At 65.9% G+C, this 19748-nt stretch carries 18 protein-coding genes; 5 read left to right on the forward strand and 13 right to left on the reverse strand.

Going from position 1 to position 19748, the window contains the following annotated elements:
* Window positions 1-165: 165 nt before the first annotated feature.
* The 6 genes from FY258_RS07295 to FY258_RS07320 form a co-directional block, all read right to left on the reverse strand.
* Window positions 166-360: a heme exporter protein CcmD gene (locus FY258_RS07295; RefSeq protein WP_118104648.1), complete on the reverse strand. Its 195-nt coding sequence runs from the start codon at window positions 358-360 to the stop codon at window positions 166-168.
* Window positions 361-1290, reverse strand: a complete 930-nt coding sequence (gene ccsA, locus FY258_RS07300) for a cytochrome c biogenesis protein CcsA (RefSeq protein WP_259324490.1) — start codon at window positions 1288-1290, stop codon at window positions 361-363.
* A 206-nt stretch (window positions 1291-1496) separates the two neighbouring features.
* Window positions 1497-2246 (reverse strand): heme exporter protein CcmB, encoded by a 750-nt coding sequence (locus tag FY258_RS07305; RefSeq protein ID WP_118104652.1) that lies wholly within the window; start codon window positions 2244-2246, stop codon window positions 1497-1499.
* Entirely contained in the window at window positions 2247-2993 is a 747-nt protein-coding gene (locus tag FY258_RS07310) for an ABC transporter ATP-binding protein (protein WP_118104654.1), read from the reverse strand.
* Window positions 2986-5139 (reverse strand): heme lyase CcmF/NrfE family subunit, encoded by a 2154-nt coding sequence (locus tag FY258_RS07315; protein ID WP_259324491.1) that lies wholly within the window; start codon window positions 5137-5139, stop codon window positions 2986-2988. The genes FY258_RS07310 and FY258_RS07315 overlap by 8 nt, the downstream gene beginning before the upstream one ends.
* Window positions 5140-5262: 123 nt before the next feature.
* Window positions 5263-5934, reverse strand: coding sequence for a cytochrome c maturation protein CcmE domain-containing protein (locus FY258_RS07320; RefSeq protein ID WP_118104658.1), 672 nt, complete (start codon window positions 5932-5934; stop codon window positions 5263-5265).
* 140 nt (window positions 5935-6074) lie between these two features.
* On the opposite strand from FY258_RS07320, the gene FY258_RS07325 reads away from it, so the two are divergent.
* Complete coding sequence (locus FY258_RS07325) at window positions 6075-6839, forward strand: type III pantothenate kinase (protein ID WP_118104660.1); 765 nt, start codon at window positions 6075-6077, stop codon at window positions 6837-6839.
* A gap of 11 nt (window positions 6840-6850) precedes the next feature.
* On the opposite strand, the gene folP is transcribed toward FY258_RS07325, so the two are convergent.
* Both folP and FY258_RS07335 read right to left on the reverse strand, forming a co-directional pair.
* Entirely contained in the window at window positions 6851-8575 is a 1725-nt protein-coding gene (folP, locus tag FY258_RS07330) for a dihydropteroate synthase (RefSeq protein WP_118104662.1), read from the reverse strand.
* Window positions 8576-8715: 140 nt separating this feature from the next.
* Window positions 8716-9468: an NAD-dependent protein deacylase gene (locus FY258_RS07335; protein ID WP_118104664.1), complete on the reverse strand. Its 753-nt coding sequence runs from the start codon at window positions 9466-9468 to the stop codon at window positions 8716-8718.
* A gap of 199 nt (window positions 9469-9667) precedes the next feature.
* Between FY258_RS07335 and FY258_RS07340 the strand changes: the two genes are divergently transcribed.
* Entirely contained in the window at window positions 9668-10510 is an 843-nt protein-coding gene (locus FY258_RS07340; RefSeq protein WP_118104666.1) for an exodeoxyribonuclease III, read from the forward strand.
* A gap of 16 nt (window positions 10511-10526) precedes the next feature.
* Here FY258_RS07340 and FY258_RS07345 read toward each other — a convergent pair whose 3' ends face one another.
* From FY258_RS07345 to glmU, 5 genes are all read right to left on the reverse strand, one after another.
* Window positions 10527-11237: an ECF transporter S component gene (locus FY258_RS07345; protein ID WP_259324492.1), complete on the reverse strand. Its 711-nt coding sequence runs from the start codon at window positions 11235-11237 to the stop codon at window positions 10527-10529.
* A 14-nt stretch (window positions 11238-11251) separates the two neighbouring features.
* Window positions 11252-12691 carry an ABC transporter ATP-binding protein gene (locus tag FY258_RS07350; protein WP_118104670.1) on the reverse strand — a complete coding sequence of 480 codons (1440 nt, stop codon included), beginning with the start codon at window positions 12689-12691 and terminating at the stop codon, window positions 11252-11254.
* A complete protein-coding gene (locus tag FY258_RS07355; RefSeq protein ID WP_118104672.1) occupies window positions 12688-13578 on the reverse strand; it encodes an energy-coupling factor transporter transmembrane component T in 891 nt (296 codons plus the stop codon). Before FY258_RS07355 ends, FY258_RS07350 begins: the two co-directional genes overlap by 4 nt.
* Before the next feature lie 106 nt (window positions 13579-13684).
* Window positions 13685-14671: a ribose-phosphate diphosphokinase gene (locus tag FY258_RS07360; RefSeq protein WP_118104674.1), complete on the reverse strand. Its 987-nt coding sequence runs from the start codon at window positions 14669-14671 to the stop codon at window positions 13685-13687.
* 138 nt (window positions 14672-14809) lie between these two features.
* Window positions 14810-16210: a bifunctional UDP-N-acetylglucosamine diphosphorylase/glucosamine-1-phosphate N-acetyltransferase GlmU gene (glmU, locus tag FY258_RS07365; protein WP_118104676.1), complete on the reverse strand. Its 1401-nt coding sequence runs from the start codon at window positions 16208-16210 to the stop codon at window positions 14810-14812.
* A 199-nt stretch (window positions 16211-16409) separates the two neighbouring features.
* Here glmU and pth point away from each other — a divergent pair, with 199 nt between their 5' ends.
* From pth to gltA, 3 genes are all read left to right on the forward strand, one after another.
* Window positions 16410-17039: an aminoacyl-tRNA hydrolase gene (gene pth / locus FY258_RS07370; RefSeq protein WP_182279483.1), complete on the forward strand. Its 630-nt coding sequence runs from the start codon at window positions 16410-16412 to the stop codon at window positions 17037-17039.
* 286 nt (window positions 17040-17325) lie between these two features.
* The gene (locus FY258_RS07375) at window positions 17326-18162 is read left to right on the forward strand and encodes a sulfide/dihydroorotate dehydrogenase-like FAD/NAD-binding protein (RefSeq protein WP_006723557.1); all 837 of its coding nucleotides are present in this window, start codon (window positions 17326-17328) and stop codon (window positions 18160-18162) included.
* Window positions 18150-19556 (forward strand): NADPH-dependent glutamate synthase, encoded by a 1407-nt coding sequence (gene gltA / locus FY258_RS07380; RefSeq protein WP_118104678.1) that lies wholly within the window; start codon window positions 18150-18152, stop codon window positions 19554-19556. Before FY258_RS07375 ends, gltA begins: the two co-directional genes overlap by 13 nt.
* Window positions 19557-19748 lie beyond the last annotated feature (192 nt).

Raw genomic sequence — 19748 nt, forward strand, 5'->3', positions numbered from 1 at the left:
CCCCCTGTCACCTGTTTTGAGTGCATCATTTCCACAGGTAGATACGTATACAAAAAAGGAGCTTATGAACGAATGGTTCATAAGCTCCTTTTCTTACCGGCGAAATCGTTCATAGCCTCACGAGCGGCCGCGCCATTCACGCCCGCACGCGTTGGCCAGGCACGACTACTTACACGCGCGGCGCTCACGATCCTCGAGGGCGCGCTTGAGGGCGTCGATATCGGCCTCGGTGCGCTTGGACTTACGCCAAAGGGAGAAGACGAAGGCGAACAGGGTGAGCAGGATGCCCACATACGCAGCGAGCACGTAGGGGGCGGCGGGCAACACGGTCGAATAGACCTCGGAGAGAATCGGATCCATTTAATCCTCCTTGGACGGGGTGAGCGGCACGTCGCCCGCATGGGCGGCGGGGTCGGTAGCAGAGTCGGCCGCACGGTCGGTAGCGGGGTCGGCAACGAGGTCGGCAGCGGGGTCGGCCGCAACCAGCGCGGCGGCCTGAGCCTGCAGGCGTTCGAGTGCCTCATCGGCCGCGGCGCGCTGAGCCGAGGCATCGAGCTCCTCGAGGCGCTCCTTCAGCTCCTCCACCTCATCCGCGGCGGTATTGACCCGCAGGGCATAGCGATACAGGGCGAACGCGATCATGCACATGCCGAACAAGCCGAGCAAGAACGGAATGAGCATCGCCGGCGGCAAGCCCGAATCGGTCCGGAACACCACGGGGTGCACGGAGCTCGGCACCAAGCGCGTGATGAAGAACGAGATGGGCGCGTCGATGAAGGCGATAATGCAAAACACCGCGCCAAAGCGTGCGGAACGCTCGGGATCGTCGAGCGCGTTGCGCAGGATGAAGTAGCCGATCACCAACAACATGAGGATGAAATACGTGGTGAGGCGCGGCTCCCAGACCCACCAGACACCCCACTCGAAACGCGTCCACACGTCGCCCGAGATCATCGTGGCGATGATAAACACGAGCGTGACCTGCATTGCCGTGCGAGATGCACGGTCGTGCGCACGGTCCTTCGTAGCAAGGAAGCGGGCGGCGAAGAAGGCTGCGACCACCATCGCCGCGAACGACGCCACGGCCACGGGGACGTGCAGATAAAAGATTTTTTGGCTGAGCAGCAACTTGGTGGTGACCACCTGACCGGCGATGATCGCGGGCTCTGAGAGCCTCGCTCCCTGTACCAGCGGAGCCACCGTGAACGTCCACACCACGTCGATCGCGGTGAGCGCGGCGCCTATCGCGAGCAATGCGGGCACCAGCCTGTCGGCGAGCTTCTCGCGCATCTTGCTCCCTTCCATGCATATGGCAGGCATCGGACGCTTACGCCACGAACCTGCGATTTTCGTCATTACATACTAGCGCATGCCGCACGGGCGCAACCCCGATAGATGGAGGCGGAGGCAACGCACGGCACTCGGCGCGCGACACGCAACGCACCGCACACGGCGCGCGGGCACGGTCTCGATGGAAACCGGCAGGTCATGGAGCGCTAGGAATCGAGGGCGAATTCGTACAGGCCCCACGCGGCCGCGATCATCACCACGTCATACGCGGCGGCGAGCGCCAGGCTCCGCCAGAACGTGGCAAAGGTCCCCTCGACGCCCATCAACGCCACACCGGTCGCGGAGACGCAAGCGTACAGCAGCGGGAATGCCACGGGGATGAACAGAATCGCGAGCAGCACGTCGCGGCCGCGCGTGTCGATCGCCATGGTGGACAGCAGCGTGCCGACTCCCGCCACGCCGACCGTACCGACCAGCAGCGGCAGCAAGATCATGGGAGTCGTGGACGGCAACTCGGCACCCGAAAGGAAGAACACGAAGAACAGCGGAACCGTGACCAACTCGACCATCAGAAGGAACAGCAAGTTGGACGTCGCCTTGGCGAGAAACACCACCGCGCGGTCGATCGGCGCGAGCAAAATGCCCTCGAGGCAACCCGACTCGGTCTCGTGACTGAAACTGCGATTCAAGCCCAGCAGACTCGTAAACACGATGAGCGCCCACAGCAGGCCGCCCGCGAAAGACACGATCTGCAGCTTGTCTCCCACCTGAGCGAGCGCGGCGCCGTAAATGGTGAGCACGAGCAGCGAGTAGACGATCATCGACGTGAGCATCTCGCGCGTGCGGAGCTCCTGCCGAACGTCTTTGGCAAGTAGGGCCCTGTACTGCGCGAACGCAGAGGGGCGCAGACGTTCGACGCGATCGACGCCGGATTTCCCGCGATGCATCCCAGCCATTTACGCCACCCCCATTCCAACGGTAGCCAAATACAGGTCTCGGAAGGCCGCACGATCGATCTTGGCCGTCTCGGCACACACCACCGCGCGTCCACGCGCCATGATGAGCGCGTGGGTACACAGGTCAAAGCCCTTTTCGAGGTCGTGGCTGACCATCACAAACGTGCGCCCATCGCGAACGCGGGCGATCAGGCGATCGAAGAGCTCCGCGGCATGCGGATCGAGGCCCGAATACGGCTCGTCGAGCAACACGAGCTCAGGGTCGTTGATGAGGGCGCGGGCAATGGAGAGGCGCTGCTGCATGCCGCGCGAGAAGGTACGGGCACAATCGTTCGCGCGATGATCGAGCTCGACCAGACGCAGCAGCTCATCGATGCGAGCGTCCGCCTCCGGCCCCTCTAGCCCGTACAGACTCGCGAAGAACGCCAGGTTCTCACGTGCGGTCAGATCGCCGTAAAGCATCGACTTGTGCGAGATGAGACCGATGCGGGAGCGCAAGACGTCGGGCTCTTCAAGGGCATCGACACCGAGAATCCGCAGCTCACCGCCAGTCGGCCGCGCCAGAAGGGCAAGCTCGCGCAGAAGCGTGGTCTTTCCGGCGCCATTGGGGCCAAAGATGGAGAGGAACCCACCCTGTGGCAGCTCCAGGTCGAGGCCGTCGAGCGCACGACGGCCGCCGAACTGCTTGACGAGCCCTCTGGCCTCAATGGCGAGCGGCGCTGCGGATTCGGGGACAGGGCTACTCATGCAGCTCACCCTCGGCACAAGATGCGGCCGCACGCTCGCGCTCGTCGGCTGCCAAAAGCGGCGTGGCGCGACGGGGCGCGAACGCGAGCACGATGCCCAGCGTGGAGATCGCTCCACCCGCCCAGGTGAACAGGATGAGCGGGTTCACCTTGACGTTGAGCGACAGGCTGCCGTCCGGATTCAGACCCTGGAACGCCACGAAAAGGTCCTCAAGCGGGAACGTGATGACGGCTGCGTCGAGCGTGGTCTGACTCGTGGCGGCCGCGACCTTCATAGAGGGCGCCACGTGTCCGAGCGGCCGCCCGGTCTCGGCGTTCGTCACGTCGAGCTCAACGCGCATGATCTCGTTGTTCTGATCGTCGGAATAGCGCTCGCTGCCCGTGAACGTAAGCTCATAGGCGCCCACGCGCACCGACTCACCGGCCTCGCCCGCCAGGTTCACCGTGGCCTCGCGCACATACATCATGGAACCCACCAGGCCCACCACCACGATGGCAACGCCCAGGTGGCACAGGTAGCCGCCGGCCTGCGCGGGCGAGCGGCGGAACAGGTTGACCAGCGCGCGCGGCATGCCCTCACCCTTGGCACGCATGCGGCCGCGCACACCGCGGCCCAACAGATACAGCGAGCTCGTGAACAGCAGGGCGGCAGACGCGAAGGCGAGCACCGTCAAACCGAAGTAATAAACCGCGGGGCCCTGCTCGGCAAGCGCCTCGCCCGCCGCCCCGCCGGCCGCGATGATCTCGTGATACTCGGGGACCAGCACCAGTGCGAAGTACGCCATGAGCGCGACGAACACCGCCGCGCCGGCGATGGCGGGGATGCGCATGTGCCGGGCGAACTTGGCACGGTCGGTCTTGCGCCAGCCCAGCATGGGGCACACGGCCATGAGCAAAACCACGAACACGGCCACGGGACGGGCCACGGCATTGTACGCGCCAGCGGCAACCACCGCGCCGCCGAGCGGCATCCAACCCGGCAAAGCGCTCGACACCGTGAGATAGGCCACGAGCACGCCGGCCATGAGCATCACGATATTGGTCAGGTAGTACGACCCGTTCTTGGAGATCATGGACTCGATCTCGCCGTCGTCCTCGCCAAACTCGGCATGGCGGTACGCGACGCCCAGCAAGAACGCCAGTCCGCTCACCACCATGATGGCGAGGAAGAAATAGGTGGACACCGGGTCCTCGGCAAACGCGTGCACGCTCTGCACCAGGCCGGAGCGCGTGATGAAGGTGCCGAGCACCACGAAGATGAAGGTGATCGTGGCCGACAGCATGCTCCAGCGCTTGAAGATGCCGCGTTTGCGGTACATCGTGAAGCTATGGATCATGGCGACGCAGGTCAGCCAACTCATGAGGCTGGCGTTCTCCACGGCGTCCCACGCCCAGAAGCCGCCCCACCCGAGCACGACGTATGCCCACACCGCTCCCAGGCCCATGCCGATGGACAGGAAGATGAATCCGAACACCGCCATGCGGTCGCACAGCTCGACCCAGCGCGCAGACAGGTCGCCGGTGATGAGCGCGGCCATGGCATAGGCGAACGGGATGGTCATCGCGGCGTAGCCGATAAAGGTCGCCGGCGGATGCAAAATCATGGCCCAATGCATGAGCAACGGGTTCATGCCGCCGATCTTGGACGCCAGCGTGCCGTCGGCGTTGAGGTACTCCGCGGCCGTGGCCATAAACGGATTGTTGGACGCCGAAAAGACGAGCGTGGCGGTGAACAGCGCGACCACGATCTCGGTCACGCCGAGGGCCGCGCACGTGAGCTCCTCGCTCGCATGGCGGCGACGATACGCCTGGGCCGCGGCGAATGCGGAGATGAGCCACGTCCACAGCAAAAGCGAGCCCTGGCGGCCGGCCCACACGGCACTCACACGGTAGAGCGGCTGCAGGGGGCTATCGGTCGCGGGATAGTTCGAGACCACGTAGGCCAGGGTGTAATCCTCGGTCAGCATGCCCATGAGCACAATGCCCACGCAGGCGGTGAGCAGCGCGAAGGAGGCGTACACGAACGCGTATCCAGTGCGTGCCGGACGCGAGCTCGGACGCTTCGAACCCGCGATGAGCATCAACGCCGAAACGACGGAAAACACGAGCGCCAGGCTCTGCAGGGTATTGCCAAGAGTTGAGGTCATGGGAAACCTTTCTGGTGCGAAGGGGCGCCCGCGCGCATCGCCGACGATGCGAGGCGGACGCCCGACCGACGCACCGAGGCCCCGGACGCGCATTCACATCCGGGGCCCCGGCAACGCCGTGAACTACTTTGAGATGGAGGAGTCGATGGCGGGCTGCTCCGTTGCGACGAAGATGCCATCGGAATCGAGGTGACCCGAGAGCACGACGGCGACGCCGTCGGCGATCTGCTCGTCGAGGCCCCCGTCGTACACCACCTTCAACGTGGCGCCCTGGGACTCGATGACAAAGCGGTAATCCGCACCGGCATCGTTGACCTCGCCCTGGATGTAGCCGCACACCTTGGTGTCCTCGAACATCATGGTGTCGGCCTGGTCGATGAGGCCCTTGACGGTGAGGGAGCCCTCGGCGCTCTCGTACTTGGACGGGCACTTGGTGACCATCTCGGTGCACTTGAGCATGGGCGGGTTCTCGACCGTGCCGGTGCAGATGGCGACGACGCCCGAGCCGAAGGTCGCGGGCAGCGCGCCCTCGTAGACGACTCGGACCGACTCGCTCCCGTCGCCCTCCTCGGGGGTGATGTCAAAACGGACCGCGGTACCGTCCGTCTCGATCGAGCCGTCGACGACCGAGCCGGTGACCTGGACCTTCTTGCCGGCGTAATCGCCGGTGAGCAGGTCGCCCACCGTGAGCGACGAGGCCGCCCCGCCGGAGCCGGCGATGGCGACGATCACGAGCATGGCGATGGCGACGATACCGCCGGTCACCACCAGACGGCGCTTGGCCTTCTTGTTCATGAGACTCCTCGGAAACCGAAAACGTTTGTGCGCCGCGGAGCGCACGTGCAAGCGATAAGTATACAATGTGCGCTGTCGCTCAGGACACCCTGTCGACCCTATTTCCGCAGCGTCCGCATGACATTCAACGGGAGACGACCATGCTTTTGGCCATCGATATGGGCAACACCCAAACCGCACTCGGCCTCTTTGACGGCGACGAGCTCGTACACGCATGGCGCATGCCCACGGACCGCACGCTCACCAAAGACGAACTGCACGTACGCCTGCTCGGCTATTTCCACAAGGACGGCCTGCACCTGGGCTGCGTCCACGCCATCGCGTTTGCCGGCGTGGTGCCGCAGCTCATGCGCGAATGGGAGGGCGTGGCCCGAGACATGGGCGCGCGCCTGATGGTCGTGGGCCGTGAGACCGAAGCGGTAACCAGCATCGATGCCCCCAACCCGTCCGAGGTGGGAGCCGACCGCATCGCCAACGCCACGGCGGCGGCCGCGCTGTATGGCGCGCCGAGCATCGTGGTCGATTTTGGCACCGCCACCAACATCGATGTGATCGATGAGCGCGGCGCCTACATCGGAGGGTGCATCGCGCCGGGGATCCGCATCTCGCTCGACGCCCTGACCGCGCGCGCCGCCCGATTGGCAAGCGTCCCGCTCGAAGCGCCCAAGGCCACGATCGGCCACACCACCGTGGAGGCCGTGCAAAGCGGCACCGTGGTGGGTGCCGCCGCGATGGCCGAGGGTCTGATTGCGCGCATCAAGCGCGAGCTCGATTGCGAAGACGCGACCGTCATCGCCACCGGCGGCCTTGCGCGCGTGGTGGCCGAGGCCACCGACGCGTTCGACCACGTCGATCCCCAACTCACCATCAAGGGCATCTGCGAGATCTACCGCCGCCTGGCGTAAAGGGCCGAACGCTACAGCGTGCCGAGCTCGGCGACGACGTGACCCACGCGGTCCTCGGGCTCCTTAACGTCGATGCCCTCGTAGCGGAAGAAGCGCGCCGGGTTGTGCATGAGGTCCTCCAGCGGCACCAGCACGAAGTCGCGCTCGCCCAGACCGGGATGCGGCAAGCGCAGCTTGTCGCCGCCGTGCACCTCGTTGTCCATCCAAATCAAATCGCAGTCGATGACGCGCGGGCCGTTGGCGCGCACGTTCTTGCCGCGGGCGCGGCCGAGCTTCTGCTCGATTTTAAGCAGCTCCTCCAACAGGATGAGCGGGGCAAGTTCGGTCTTAATCTCAACCACGGCGTTGGCGAACGCGGCCTGGCGCGTCTCGTAGGCGGGCTCGGACTCGTAAATGCGCGAACAAGCCGAAACACAGGTCATGGGAATCTGGGCGATGAGGTCGCGAGCCGCGCGGATGTTCTCCTCGCGCTCGCCCTTGTTGGAGCCGAGGGCCACGTAGGCGCGACGGGGCTGAGGGCGGGCGATGGCCCAAAAACCGTTCAGGAACTGGTAGAAACCGGCGACGTCGTGCACGCGCACGATGTTTGCGCCCTGCTCGATGGCACCCAGGCACACGCCGAACGTCGCGATATCCCGATCGCGCGCGTCCTCGACGCCCGCGATGGCACCCACCAGGCGCTTACGCGACACAGCGCACAGCGTCGGGTAGCCGAGCGAGGCGATCTTGCCCATCTCGCGCTGGATGACGATGTCCTCGTTGGCATCCTTGCCAAAGCCGGGGCCCGGGTCGAGGCAGATGCGCTCACGGTCCACGCCAGCGTGGATGAGCGCGCGAGCCTGATCGGACAGGAAGCCCATGACGCGGCGCATGATGGGCGCGGAGTCGGGCAGGGTGAAGCGGCGGAGCTGCGAGGTGCGGTTCGTGGCGCCGGTGCGCGCGGCGGACCGCGCCATGACGGCAGCAAGATCGTCGCCGGCGGGAGCATCGTCGACCGGGGCGCTCACGGCATCTGCGGCCGGGGCTTCTAGGGCCACGGCGGGCTCGGCGGGCGCGGACGGTGCGGCCTGCTCGGCACCGGCGGCGGAAGCCGGCGCGTCGAACGGCAGCTGCGGCTGCAGGGGCTGCACCATGCCGGAGATGAGCTTTGCCTTGGCAGCGCGCTTGGACTTGCCGGTGGCACCCAGCGCGCGGGCGGCCTCCTCGGCCTCGCGAGCCTTCTGCGCCATGAATGCGGCGGCGGAAGTGTCGAGCTGGACCTCGGTGTGCGTGCGGGGACGCTCGACGTCGGCAACCTCGCCGGCATGCATGACCACCAGGCCGCAGTCGCTCTCCTTGACGAAATCGACCATGCGCGGATCGGTGAAGCCCGTCACGTCGTTGACGATGGACGCACCCACGCGGACGGCCGCCTTGGCGACCTCCACATGGCGGGTGTCGATGGACACAACGGCGCCGGCCTTGGCGAGCGCTTGCACGACCGGCAGCACGCGGCGTGCCTCGGTGTCGGGATCGACCGGAGTGAAGCCGGGACGGGTCGACTCGCCGCCGACGTCGATGATATCGGCGCCATCGTCGAGCATCTTGAGGCCGTGCGCGATCGCGGCGTCGGTATCGAGGTGCTCGCCACCGTCGCTGAAGGAATCGGGCGTGACGTTGAGGACGCCCATGATGCGCGGGCGGTCGAACTTAAGCTCGTATTTTCCGCAGCGCCAAACTTTGGAATCGCGTGCCATGAGGATCCTTTCGAAACAGACAAACTCGTTCTATTGTATCCAGCCCGCCCGTCTTCGATGCGCGAAAGTCGCGACGGGCGGTGGCCCGGTGCGGATGCGGCTGCAGTCGGCGGCACACACCAACCCGCGAGGACCGCGGCCTAGAACTCGAATGCGCGGGCGATATCGCAGGAGATGAGCAGGTCGGCGCGCTCGTCCTGGGGCGTGGGGTCGCGATTCACGATGACCAGGGAATCACCCTGGAAGAAGCGCGTCAATCCGGCAGCCGGATAGACCACCAGCGAGGTACCGCCAATGATGAGGGCGTCGGCCTGCGAGATCGCGCGCACGGCCCCGTCGAGCACCTCCTCATCGAGGGGCTCCTCGTAAAGCACTACATCGGGCTTGATGGCGCCCCCGCACGCCGGGCACACCGGAACGCCGTCGTCGCCGTCGTGCTCGCGCGACATAACCCACGCGGCATCGTACACGGCCCCGCACGAACGGCAGATGTTGCGGTGAACCGAGCCGTGCAGCTCGTAAACCGCACGCGAGCCGGCGGCCTGGTGAAGGCCGTCGATGTTTTGCGTCACGACGGCGGAGAGCACGCCCGCCCGCTCGAGTTCAGCGAGCTTGAGGTGGCACGCATTGGGCTTCGCATCGAGTGCGATCATCTTCTCGCGATAAAAATCGTAGAACTCGGGGCGGTGCGCCTCGTAAAAACCGTGCGAGAGCATCGTCTCGGGCGGATAGGCGAACCGCTGGCTATACAGACCGTCCTGACTGCGAAAATCAGGTATGCCGCTCGCCGTCGAAACCCCGGCCCCACCGAAGAACACCGCGTTGGAGTGCGTTTCGAACAGATCCGCGAGGGCGCACTGCGCGAGGGCGGGATCGGTGATGGCTCGGGACATGGACTTCCCCTCTCGAAAGCTTCGGACGCGAGATGACGGCGCAACCAGGCGAGGCTTTCGCCAAACCGCAATCGCGGCGCCACCGCCATCTAGTATAGTTAGCCATGCGATACCCTGCTGGGCCCATTTCATCGGCGCGCGCAACGCCGACCGGGCCCTTCGACATATCCGGCGCTGTGCGCCGCCGAAGGAGACCATCATGACCGACACCGCTTCCCGCACGCTCAAGCTCGCCTCGTGGAACGTCAACGGCCTGCGCGCCGTGCTCAAGAAGGACCCGAGCTTCACCGACATCGTGGCCGAACTCGACGCCGACGTCCTCGGCCTGCAGGAGACCAAGCTGCAGGAGGGTCAGGTCGAACTCGACCTTCCCGGTTATCACCAGGTGTGGAGCTACGCCGAGCGCAAGGGCTACTCCGGCACGGCCGTGTTCACGCGCGAGGAGCCCCTTTCCGTGCGTCACGCAGACGCCGTGCTCGCAGCCGGGCGCGCCGCGGGCCTCTCCGACGACGAGCTCGAACTGGTCGCCGTCGCCGCCACCGAGGGCCGCGTGTGCGCCCTGGAGTTCGAGCGCTTTTGGTTCGTGGACGTGTACACCCCCAACGCGCAGGGCGAGCTTGCCCGCCTGAGCACGCGCATGGCTTGGGATGACGCCTACCGCGCCTTCCTGCGCTCGCTCGAGGACGAAACGGGCAAGCCGGTTGTGACCTGCGGCGATTTCAACGTCGCGCACAACGAGATCGACCTCAAGAACCCCAAGTCCAACCGCGGCAACGCCGGCTTTTCCGACGAGGAGCGCGCGAAGTTCGGCGAGCTGCTCGACGCCGGCTACACCGACACGTTCCGCGCCGCCAACCCCAACCTGGAGGGCGCCTACAGCTGGTGGAGCTACCGCTTCAACGCGCGCAAGAACAACGCGGGCTGGCGTATCGATTACTTCCTGGTGAGCGACTCGATCGCCGACCGCGTGCGCGCCACCGGCATCCGCAACGACATCTTTGGCTCCGATCACTGCCCCGTCACGCTGGAGATCGAGCTGTAGGGCAAGCACGCAGACGCTACAGCCCGTACTTGCGTACGACCCGCCCGATGCGTCGCGTCCACGGGCCGTACAAAACCGCGAGGAACAGGGCGGTCGCCACGCCGTGCATCGCGTCGAAGGGCAGGGATGCGGCCACGTAAGCCAGCGCGCCGGCCCATGTGAGCGGACGTACGAATCCCAGCACACCATATGCATTGATGATCACGCCGTATAGGGCGCCGGATGCCAGCCCCATGAGCACGAGCGCCCATACGCGCGGGCGGCCAGCCGTGCGATCCTCGAACAAGCCAGACCGAGCCAGCATGCCGCCCACGTATCCCACCACGCCCCAGGCATACATCTGCCATGGGCTCCACAGCCCCTGGCCGAAAAAGAAATTGCTGGTAAGCGCCGCGAGCGCACCGACCATGAAGCCGTTGCGCGGGCCCAACGTCGCGCCGGCGATGATGGCGATCGCGGAAAGCGGCTTGAAGTCCGGAATGGGCGCGAACAGGATGCGCCCCGCCGCCGCGCACGCGGCGAGCACCAGCGTGGGCATGATCTGGCGCAGCGCAGGCTGGCTCCGTTCGTACCCCAGGAAGAACAGAACGAGCACCAGCGTCACGACCACCATCATGAGCAGTGCGGCGTTTGCCGCCCCCGTCAGCAATGCCGCGCCCATGACCAGGGGAACTGCAGCCAGCAGCGCAATTTCGAGAATATGTCCGCACGCGCCGCTCAAACGCATCTCATCCCCCACCATCATGGCCGGTAGAACAGGTTGTTGCGGAAGAACTCGCCCACGGGCTCCGTGCAGGCAAGCTCGCCGTCGAACATAAGCGACACGCGGTCGGCGACGCGACGCACGAACGCCAGATCGTGCGTGGATACGATGACCGCAACACCGTCGCGGCGAGCAGCCTCGATCATGCCGGCCACACGCTCGCGGGCGGCGCGGTCGAGACCCTTGGTCGGTTCGTCGAGCAACAGAAGCCGTGGATGAACGAGGAGCAGCTTGCCCAAGGCGAGCATCTGGCGTTGACCGCCGGACAGGTCGTACGGATGCAGGCCGGCACGGTCGACAAGACCGAGCTCCCCCATCATGGCCTGAACCTCATCTGCACCATATCCGCCTATATGCGCCCATTCCATGAGCTCCTCGTCCACGCACTCCTCGGCAAAAAGGGCCTTGGGATCCTGGGGGAGCATCGCCTTGGCCGAAATCGCGGAGCGCACCTCGCCCCGCTGCGCACGGCGCGTTCCCGCGATAAGGGCGAGCAACGTCGATTTGCCACAGCCGTTACCGCCAACCAGGGCATGCACTTCGCCCTGGCGCACCTCAAGATCCAAACCGCGCAACACCCAGTCGTCATCGCGGCCGTACCGGAACCACGCACCGCGCGCGGACACCGCGATGTCCCCGGACATAGCGGGGCCCGCCGCGGAACCCTCGGCCGCAGCGCGGGAGACGGACACCGCGCCCGCGACCTCGGCGGCCTCGCACTTGAAGCGCCCCAGGTCCTCAACCGGCCTCACGGCGCCATCCACCAGCTCGAATGCGCAGGTCGCGTAATCAGCCATCAGCTCGGGCTCGTGCGTCGCCACAACCACGGTACATCCCAGCTCCCGGTTCACGCGGAACAGGGCATGCAGGAAATTGCGCGCCGCGATGGGGTCGAGCTGCGCCGTCGGCTCGTCGAGCAGTAACACGCGCGGCTGCATGACGAGCGTCGAGGCAAGCGCCAGCAGCTGCTTGCGGCCGCCCGAGAGCGCATCCGTATCGCTGTGGAACCACGGCCCCATGCCAAAGAAATAACTCGCCTCGGCAACACGACGGCGCATCTCGCCCTGGGGCGTACCGAGGTTTTCCAAGCCGAACGCCATCTCGTGCCACACGCTGTCGCACACGATCTGGTTATCGGGGTCTTGGAACACGTAGCCGACCTCACACGCCTCGGCCCCATCCAAGTCATCTACGGGTCTGCCATACACGCGCACCTGGCCGGCGCGGTCCCCCGCAGGGGCAATCTGCGGCTTGGCCAGCGAGAGCAGCGTCGACTTACCCGAACCGGTACCTCCCACCAGCAGCGCGAACGCACCGGCGGGAACGGCCATGGACACGCCGCTCAGTACGTCGCCATGAGAGCCTGGATAGCGAAACGTCACGTCATCGTACGCGAGCGCGATACCTTCATCGCTCATGCGAACACGCTCCTCTCATACACATGCAGTGCCGCGGGAACGAACATCCAAGCGGCGTAGGGAGTGTAGCTCAGCCAAGGGCCCAAGGGCGAGAGCTGGGGATAAAACGCAAAGGACGAGGACCGCCACGCCACCGCGATGCAGAGGGCGCCGAAGGCCGCGACGAGCACCAGGCCGAACATGTCGCGCGAAGTGAAGCGATAGCGAACGTACGTGGTTCGGCGCTCCGCGGCGCCCCAGCCGCGCGCACGCATGGCGTCGGCGGTTTCCAGGGAGTCTTCCATGGCCCAGCCCATAAGCACCGAACTCTGCCGCATGCGGCGGCGCACAAGGCCGCGACGCTCGCCGGCACGTCGGCGGCCATTCTCATCGGCGCAGCTCAGAGCCACATCCTGTACATCGGCAATCACATGCCCCTGTCGCACAAAACGCGGGATGAGGCGCATCGTCATCGAAATCATGAGCGATACGACCGGCGCCGCGTTGCCGAACAGGGAGAGCACCTTGTCCTGCGTCAAGATGTCGCGGGCGGCCTGGAACCACAGGACGCTCGCCATGAACATCACCGCCATGACAGCGCCGTACAGGAGGCTCTCAGCGTACACCGGCATACCGAACGGCGAAAACAGCAACGTGCTCCCCCGCTGAGCGAACAGGGGATTCACGCAGGCCAGCAACGCGACGAGCGGCAACTGCCAACGCAAGGCGAGCAGCGTGGGACGAACACCGCGGGCAACGGCGCCGTACGCGAGCGCCCCCGCGAGGGACAGCGACACCAGCACCGGATGCGGGGCGAACATGGTCAGGCCGAGCGTGCACGCGAGAAACACCGCCGGCACCGCGGGGTGCATGGTTCCAAATGCCGTATGCCTGGGCGCCTGCGCCATCCGCTCCCCCTCTTTCCGCAAATCGCCCCTTTAAGAAACAGCCGGGCCCGCCAGGACCCGGCTGCACGAGCGGCGAACGAGCCGCCGCTCACATTGAACATGTTCGCTACATCGCGAAGTCGCCGCCCACGAGCGTGCTCACAGACTGCTCGTAGTACACGGCGGAAATGGTCTCGGCGAACTCGCCGGCAACGGAGATGGTCTTGATCTTGCCACCCTCCTCGACGGGGATAGCGTCGGTGACCACGCACTCGACGATCGGAGCGTCGTTCAGGCGCTGGATGGCCTCGCCGGAGAAGATGCCGTGGGTGGCGCACACGTAGATGTCGCCGGCACCGAGGGCCTTGAGCTCGCGCACGTTGGCGCACAGGGTGCCCGCGGTGTCGATCATGTCGTCGTTGATGATGCAGGTCTTGCCCTTGATGTCACCGATGATGCCCATGACCTCAGCGGCGTTGTGACGCGGACGGCCCTTGTGGGCGATGGCCAGGGAGCAGCCGAGCATGTCGGACAGCTTCTTGGCGGCCTTGGCGCGGCCCACGTCGGGGGAGACGACGACGAGGTTGTCGGTGTCGAAGCCCATGGCGTCGTAATAGTCGGCGAAGAGCGGCAGGGCGGAGAGGTGGTTCACCGGGATGTCGAAGAAGCCCTGGATCTGGCCCTGGTGCAGGTCGAGCGTGATGATGCGGTCCACGCCGGCGCACTCGAGCAGGTTGGCGACGAGGCGGGCGGTGATGGGCTCACGCGGGCCGGCCTTGCGGTCCTGACGGGCGTAGCCGTAGTGGGTGATGACGGCGGTGATGGAGCGGGCGGAGGCGCGCTTGGCGGCATCCGTGGCGATGAGGAGCTCCATGAGCATGTCGTTGACGTTCTCGCCGGCAACGGACTGAATCAGGAAGACGTCGGCGCCGCGGACGGTCTCGTCATAGCGAGCGTAGATCTCGCCGTTGGCGAACTGCTTGAGCGTAAGGCCGGAGAGCTCCACGCCGAGCTGGTTGGCGATCTTCTGGGCGAGCGGACGGTTGGAGGAACCGGAGTACACTCGCAGGATCTTGCTCATATCCACGGTCTTTTTGGGATCGGTTGTCGGCATGACTTCTCCTTTATACGCCACAACTTCCTTACACGTTCTATATATTAGCCACTTTGTCAGCTAATTGACCACCGATAACGCACCCAACGAAACTTCATCGGCGAGCGCACCCGTCCCCAATTGCACATCCGGAAAGGGTTACAGGCGGGCGCGACGCAGCTCGGTGTAGCCCTCGACAATGCGCTGGTCGGAACGCTCCACGGCCAGGGCGCCGTCGGGCACGTCGCGAGTGATGCAGCTGCTCGCGCCGGTCACCACGTCCGCGCCGATGTTCACGGGGGCGACCATCATGGTGTCGGAGCCGATGAACGTGCGGTCGCCGATGGTGGTGGCGTGCTTGTTCTTGCCATCGTAGTTGCAGGTGATGGAACCGGCGCCAACGTTCACGCCCGCCCCCATCGTGGTGTCGCCGATATAGGAGAGATGCGGGACCTTGGAGCCCTCGCCGATCGTGGACTTCTTGATCTCGACATGCGTGCCCACGTGCGCGCCGTCCAAAAGGTGCGTACCCGGGCGCAGGTAGGCGCGCGGCCCGCAGGTCACGCCGTTCTCGATCACGACGTCGATGGCAACCGTCTCGTCGAGCGAGCAATCGTTGCCCGCCACGACGTTCGTGAGGCGGCTGTTCGGGCCGAGCTGGCAGCCCTCGCCGATGCGGCAAGCGCCGATGAGGTGGGTCTGCGGCCACACGATGGTGTCGCGACCGATCTGCGCATCGGGGCCGATCCAGGCCTGGGCGGGATCGATGAAGGTGACGCCCTCGGTCATGAAACGCTCGTTGATGCGATCGCGGGCGATGGCGGTGAGCTCGGCGAGCTGCACGCGGCTATTCACGCCCAGGCCGTCGCGGTAGTCCTCGCAGTGGGAGATGGTCACGGCGTGGCCGTGGGCCTTCAGGATCTCCACCATGTCGGGCAGGTAGTACTCGGCCTGCGCGTTGTCGTTGCCGACCTCGCCGATGTGAGCGGCGAGCAGCGCGCCGTCGAAGGCGTAGCAGCCGGCGTTGCACTCGAGAAGCTCGGCGTCCTGCTCAGGCGTGCAGTCCTTTTGCTCGATGATGCGGTTGACGGTCCCGTCCTCGGCCAGCTCTATGCGGCCGTAGCCAAAGGGCACGGGCGGGGTGAAGGTGAGCACGGCGCCGGCGTTCGAGCCGTCGGCGACGGTGTTGGCGAAGGCGGCGATGGTATCGGCCTGGATGAGCGGGAGGTCGCCGTTCAAGACCACCACGGGACCGGCGTCGATGCCCGTCGCATCCAGCGCGGTGCGGACGGCATGCGCGGTGCCCAGACGCTCGACCTGTTCGACGCACTCGATGGCGTCGGCGGCAGGCGTGCCCTCGTAGGCGGCGGAGATCAGCGCGCGCACCTCGTCGGAGTGACTGCCCACCACCACGACCACGCGGGTGCATCCAGCGGCCAGCGCCGCATCGATGACCCAGCAGGCCATGGGCTTGCCGAGAATCTGGTGGGACACCTTGGCATGATTCGACTTCATGCGCGTGCCCTCGCCTGCGGCCATTACAATCGCGGTGACATCCATGGGGACTCCTTGATGTTCGGTATCAAATCGGACGTCGGATGACGACGCCCATGAATTGATAGTACCGCACAGCAAGAAGACAAACCGCCCCCAAGTCGACACCCCCCCCGCCCTCCACATCCCGCACCGCCCTGATTTGACAGCGCCCGCGCCCACCGCCACCATACTCGGCAGGTAAAAGACGAACGCAAGGAGCCCCATGGCCGCAGCACAGCCCAAGCCCATCCGCATGGTCGCCGGACTCGGCAATCCCGGCGAGGAATACGCCGCAACCCGTCACAATGCCGGCTTTTGCGCGATCGACGTCCTGGCCGAGAAGGCGGGCGTCAGCTATTGGAAGAACCAGTCGGGCGCCGAGGTCGCCGTCATCAACGTGAACGACGCCGAGGCCGAGGGCGGCAAGCGCGAGGTCGTCCTGGTCAAGCCCCAGTCTTACATGAACACGAGCGGCGGCCCCATCTCCAAGCTCTGCGCGCAGTACAAGGTCAAGCCCGAGGAGCTGCTCGTCATCCACGATGAGCTCGATATCCCCGCGGGCGACGTTCGCGTGAAGGTGGGCGGCGGGCACGCCGGCCACAACGGTCTGCGCTCCATCATCGACAAGCTCGGCAGCCGCGACTTCTCGCGCATCCGCGCCGGCATCGGCAACCCCCCTGGTCGCATGCCCGTGGCTGACTTCGTCCTCAAGCAGCTGCGCTCCCGCGAGGCCGAGGACTTCGAGGTCATGACGCACCAGGCCGCCGAAGCCGCGGCACTCGCCGTGACCCGCGGCGTCGTGTTCGCGCGTGACCATGTCAACGGCGGCGCGAACGCCAACGGCAAACACTGACGACCCGGCGCAAAACCGCATCACACCCAAAAGCGCCGACCTCAATTTAGGGACAGTCCCCAAATTGAGGTCGGCGCCCTTCTTTTCACCGTCCCCTCATCCACCGAAAAACGTTTTACCGCTTGCCCGAAAGACGCGCGGGCAGGGCTTGCATGCAAGGCCGCGGGGTATACTTGATACCGTATGCGCACATTCGCCTCATGCGCATGCAAGGGAGGTTGCATTCGGAGCTCATCGCTTGCGCGACCTGCGCATACGATGCTCCGGCCAATCAGAGAGGGGTTCTATGTTTGAAATCCTGAAGAAGACGCAGTTCTCGGAGAAGGTCTTCGAGTTCCGCGTCCACGCCCCGAGGATGGCCAAGAAGGCTCACGCCGGCCAGTTCCTCATGGTGCGCATCGACGAGACGGGCGAGCGCGTGCCGTTCACCTTCGCCAACTGGAACGCGGAGGAGGGCTGGATCGAGTTCATCTTCATGGTGGTGGGCAAGACCACGCAGTGCCTCTCCGAGCTCAACGAGGGCGACTTCATCCGCGACATCACCGGCCCGCTGGGCCAGCCCACCGAGGTCGAGGGCGACTCCGTGGCCGTCATCGGCGGCGGCGTGGGCCTCGCCATCGCCTACCCCGTGGCGCGCATGCTCTGCGAGCAGGGCAAGAACGTCTACGTGATCATGGGCGCCCGCACCAAGGACCTCCTCATCCTGCATGAGCAGTTCGACGCGCTGCCGCTCGCCGGCCTGTTCGTCACCACCGACGACGGCTCCATGGGCGAGAAGGGCGTCGTGACCCTGCCGCTCGCGCGCCTGTGCGAGACCGACTCCATCGACCACGCCTTCTGCGTTGGCCCCGTGCCGATGATGAAGTTCTCCTCCCTCACCTGCCACGAGCACAACATCCCGATCATCGCCAGCCTCAACCCCATCATGGTCGACGGCACCGGCATGTGCGGTTGCTGCCGCGTCGAGGTGGGCGGCGAGACCAAGTTCGCCTGCGTCGACGGCCCCGATTTCGACGCCAGCGCCGTCGACTGGGACGACCTGGCCGCGCGCCAGGCCAGCTACCGCGGCGAAGAGGCCGTTTCCACCAAGCGTCATGAGGAGGCCTGCGCATGCCAGAAGTAAAGAAGTATCGCCCGAACATTGGCGCTCCCCGCACCACTCCGAACGAGGAGCCGGCCGCTGAGCGCGCGTGCGATTTCCGCCCGGTCGACACGGGCTTCACCAAGGAAGACGCCATCGCCGAGGCCAACCGCTGCCTCGACTGCAAGAAGCCCCTGTGCATGCAGGGCTGCCCCGTCGGCGTGAACATCCCCGGCTTCATCTCCAAGATCCGCGACGAGGACTGGGCCGGCGCGCTCGAGACCATCAAGGGCGACAACCTGCTGCCTTCCGTCTGCGGTCGCGTGTGCCCGCAGGAGAACCAGTGCGAGGGCAAGTGCATCCTCGGCCGCAAGGGCGAGGCCGTGGCCATCGGCCAGCTCGAGCGCATGGTGGGCGACATGGCCGAGGAGGTCGGCCGCGCTCCGGTGTGCAAGCCCAAGAACGGCAAGAAGGTCGCCATCGTGGGCTCCGGCCCCTCCGGCATCGCCTGCGCCGGCGAGCTCGCCCGCGAGGGCTTCGACGTCACCGTGTTCGAGGCCTTCTTCACCGGCGGCGGCGTGCTGACCTACGGCATCCCCGAGTTCCGCCTGCCCAAGAAGATCGTCAAGCGCGAGATCGACGGTCTGGAGCAGCTCGGCGTCAAGTTCGAGTACAACTCCGTCGCCGGGCGCCTGTTCGACGCCGACGAGCTCTTCAACGAGGAGGGCTTTGACGCCCTGTATCTCGCCGTGGGCGCCGGTCTCCCCCGCTTCCTCAAGGTCCCGGGCGAGAACCTGCCCGGCGTGTACTGCGCCAACGAGTACCTCACCCGCACCAACCTCATGCACGCGTACGACTTCCCCGTCTACGACACCCCGATCCGCCAGGGCAAGAACGTCGTGGTGTTCGGCGGCGGCAACGTTGCCATGGACGCCGCCCGCACCGCTCTGCGTCTGGGCGCCGACAGCGTGACGCTGGCTTACCGCCGCACCGAGGCCGAGATGCCCGCGCGCCTGGCCGAGGTCCATCACGCCAAGGAAGAGGGCGTGCACATCCTCGAGCTCGTCAACCCGCTCGAGTTCATCAAGGGCGAGGACGGCTTTGTGTCCGCCGTCAAGCTGGAGCGCATGGAACTCGGCGAGCCCGACGCCTCCGGCCGTCGCCGCCCGGTCCCCGTGGCCGACTCCGCCTTTGAGATTCCCTGCGACGTGGCCATCACCGCCATCGGCACCATGGCGAACCCCTTCGCCAAGCTCTGCGCCGACGTCGAGCTCAACCGCTGGGGTCTCATCGAAGCCGATGAGGACGGCCGCACCTCCAACCCCAAGGTGTGGGCCGGCGGTGACATCGTGACCGGTGCCGCCACCGTCATCCTGGCCATGGGCGCCGGCAAGAAGGCCGCCGCCTCCATGAAGAAGGCGCTGCTGGGCGAGTAAACCGCCGCGGAGGCCGGCAAGCGCTCCGCGCACGCCCCGTGCCGCGCGTGCCCGCGCATCAAACGCGAAACTCAAGGCCCGTCGACCCATGTGGTCGGCGGGTCCTTTGCTTTGGCGGGCGCGCCTCGATTTGACGCACCTCCACCTCGATTTGGGGACTGTCCCTGAATTGAGGTGTGGTGGCGCGGGAGT

The organism is Collinsella intestinalis, assembly GCF_902364775.2.
Taxonomy (GTDB): domain Bacteria; phylum Actinomycetota; class Coriobacteriia; order Coriobacteriales; family Coriobacteriaceae; genus Collinsella.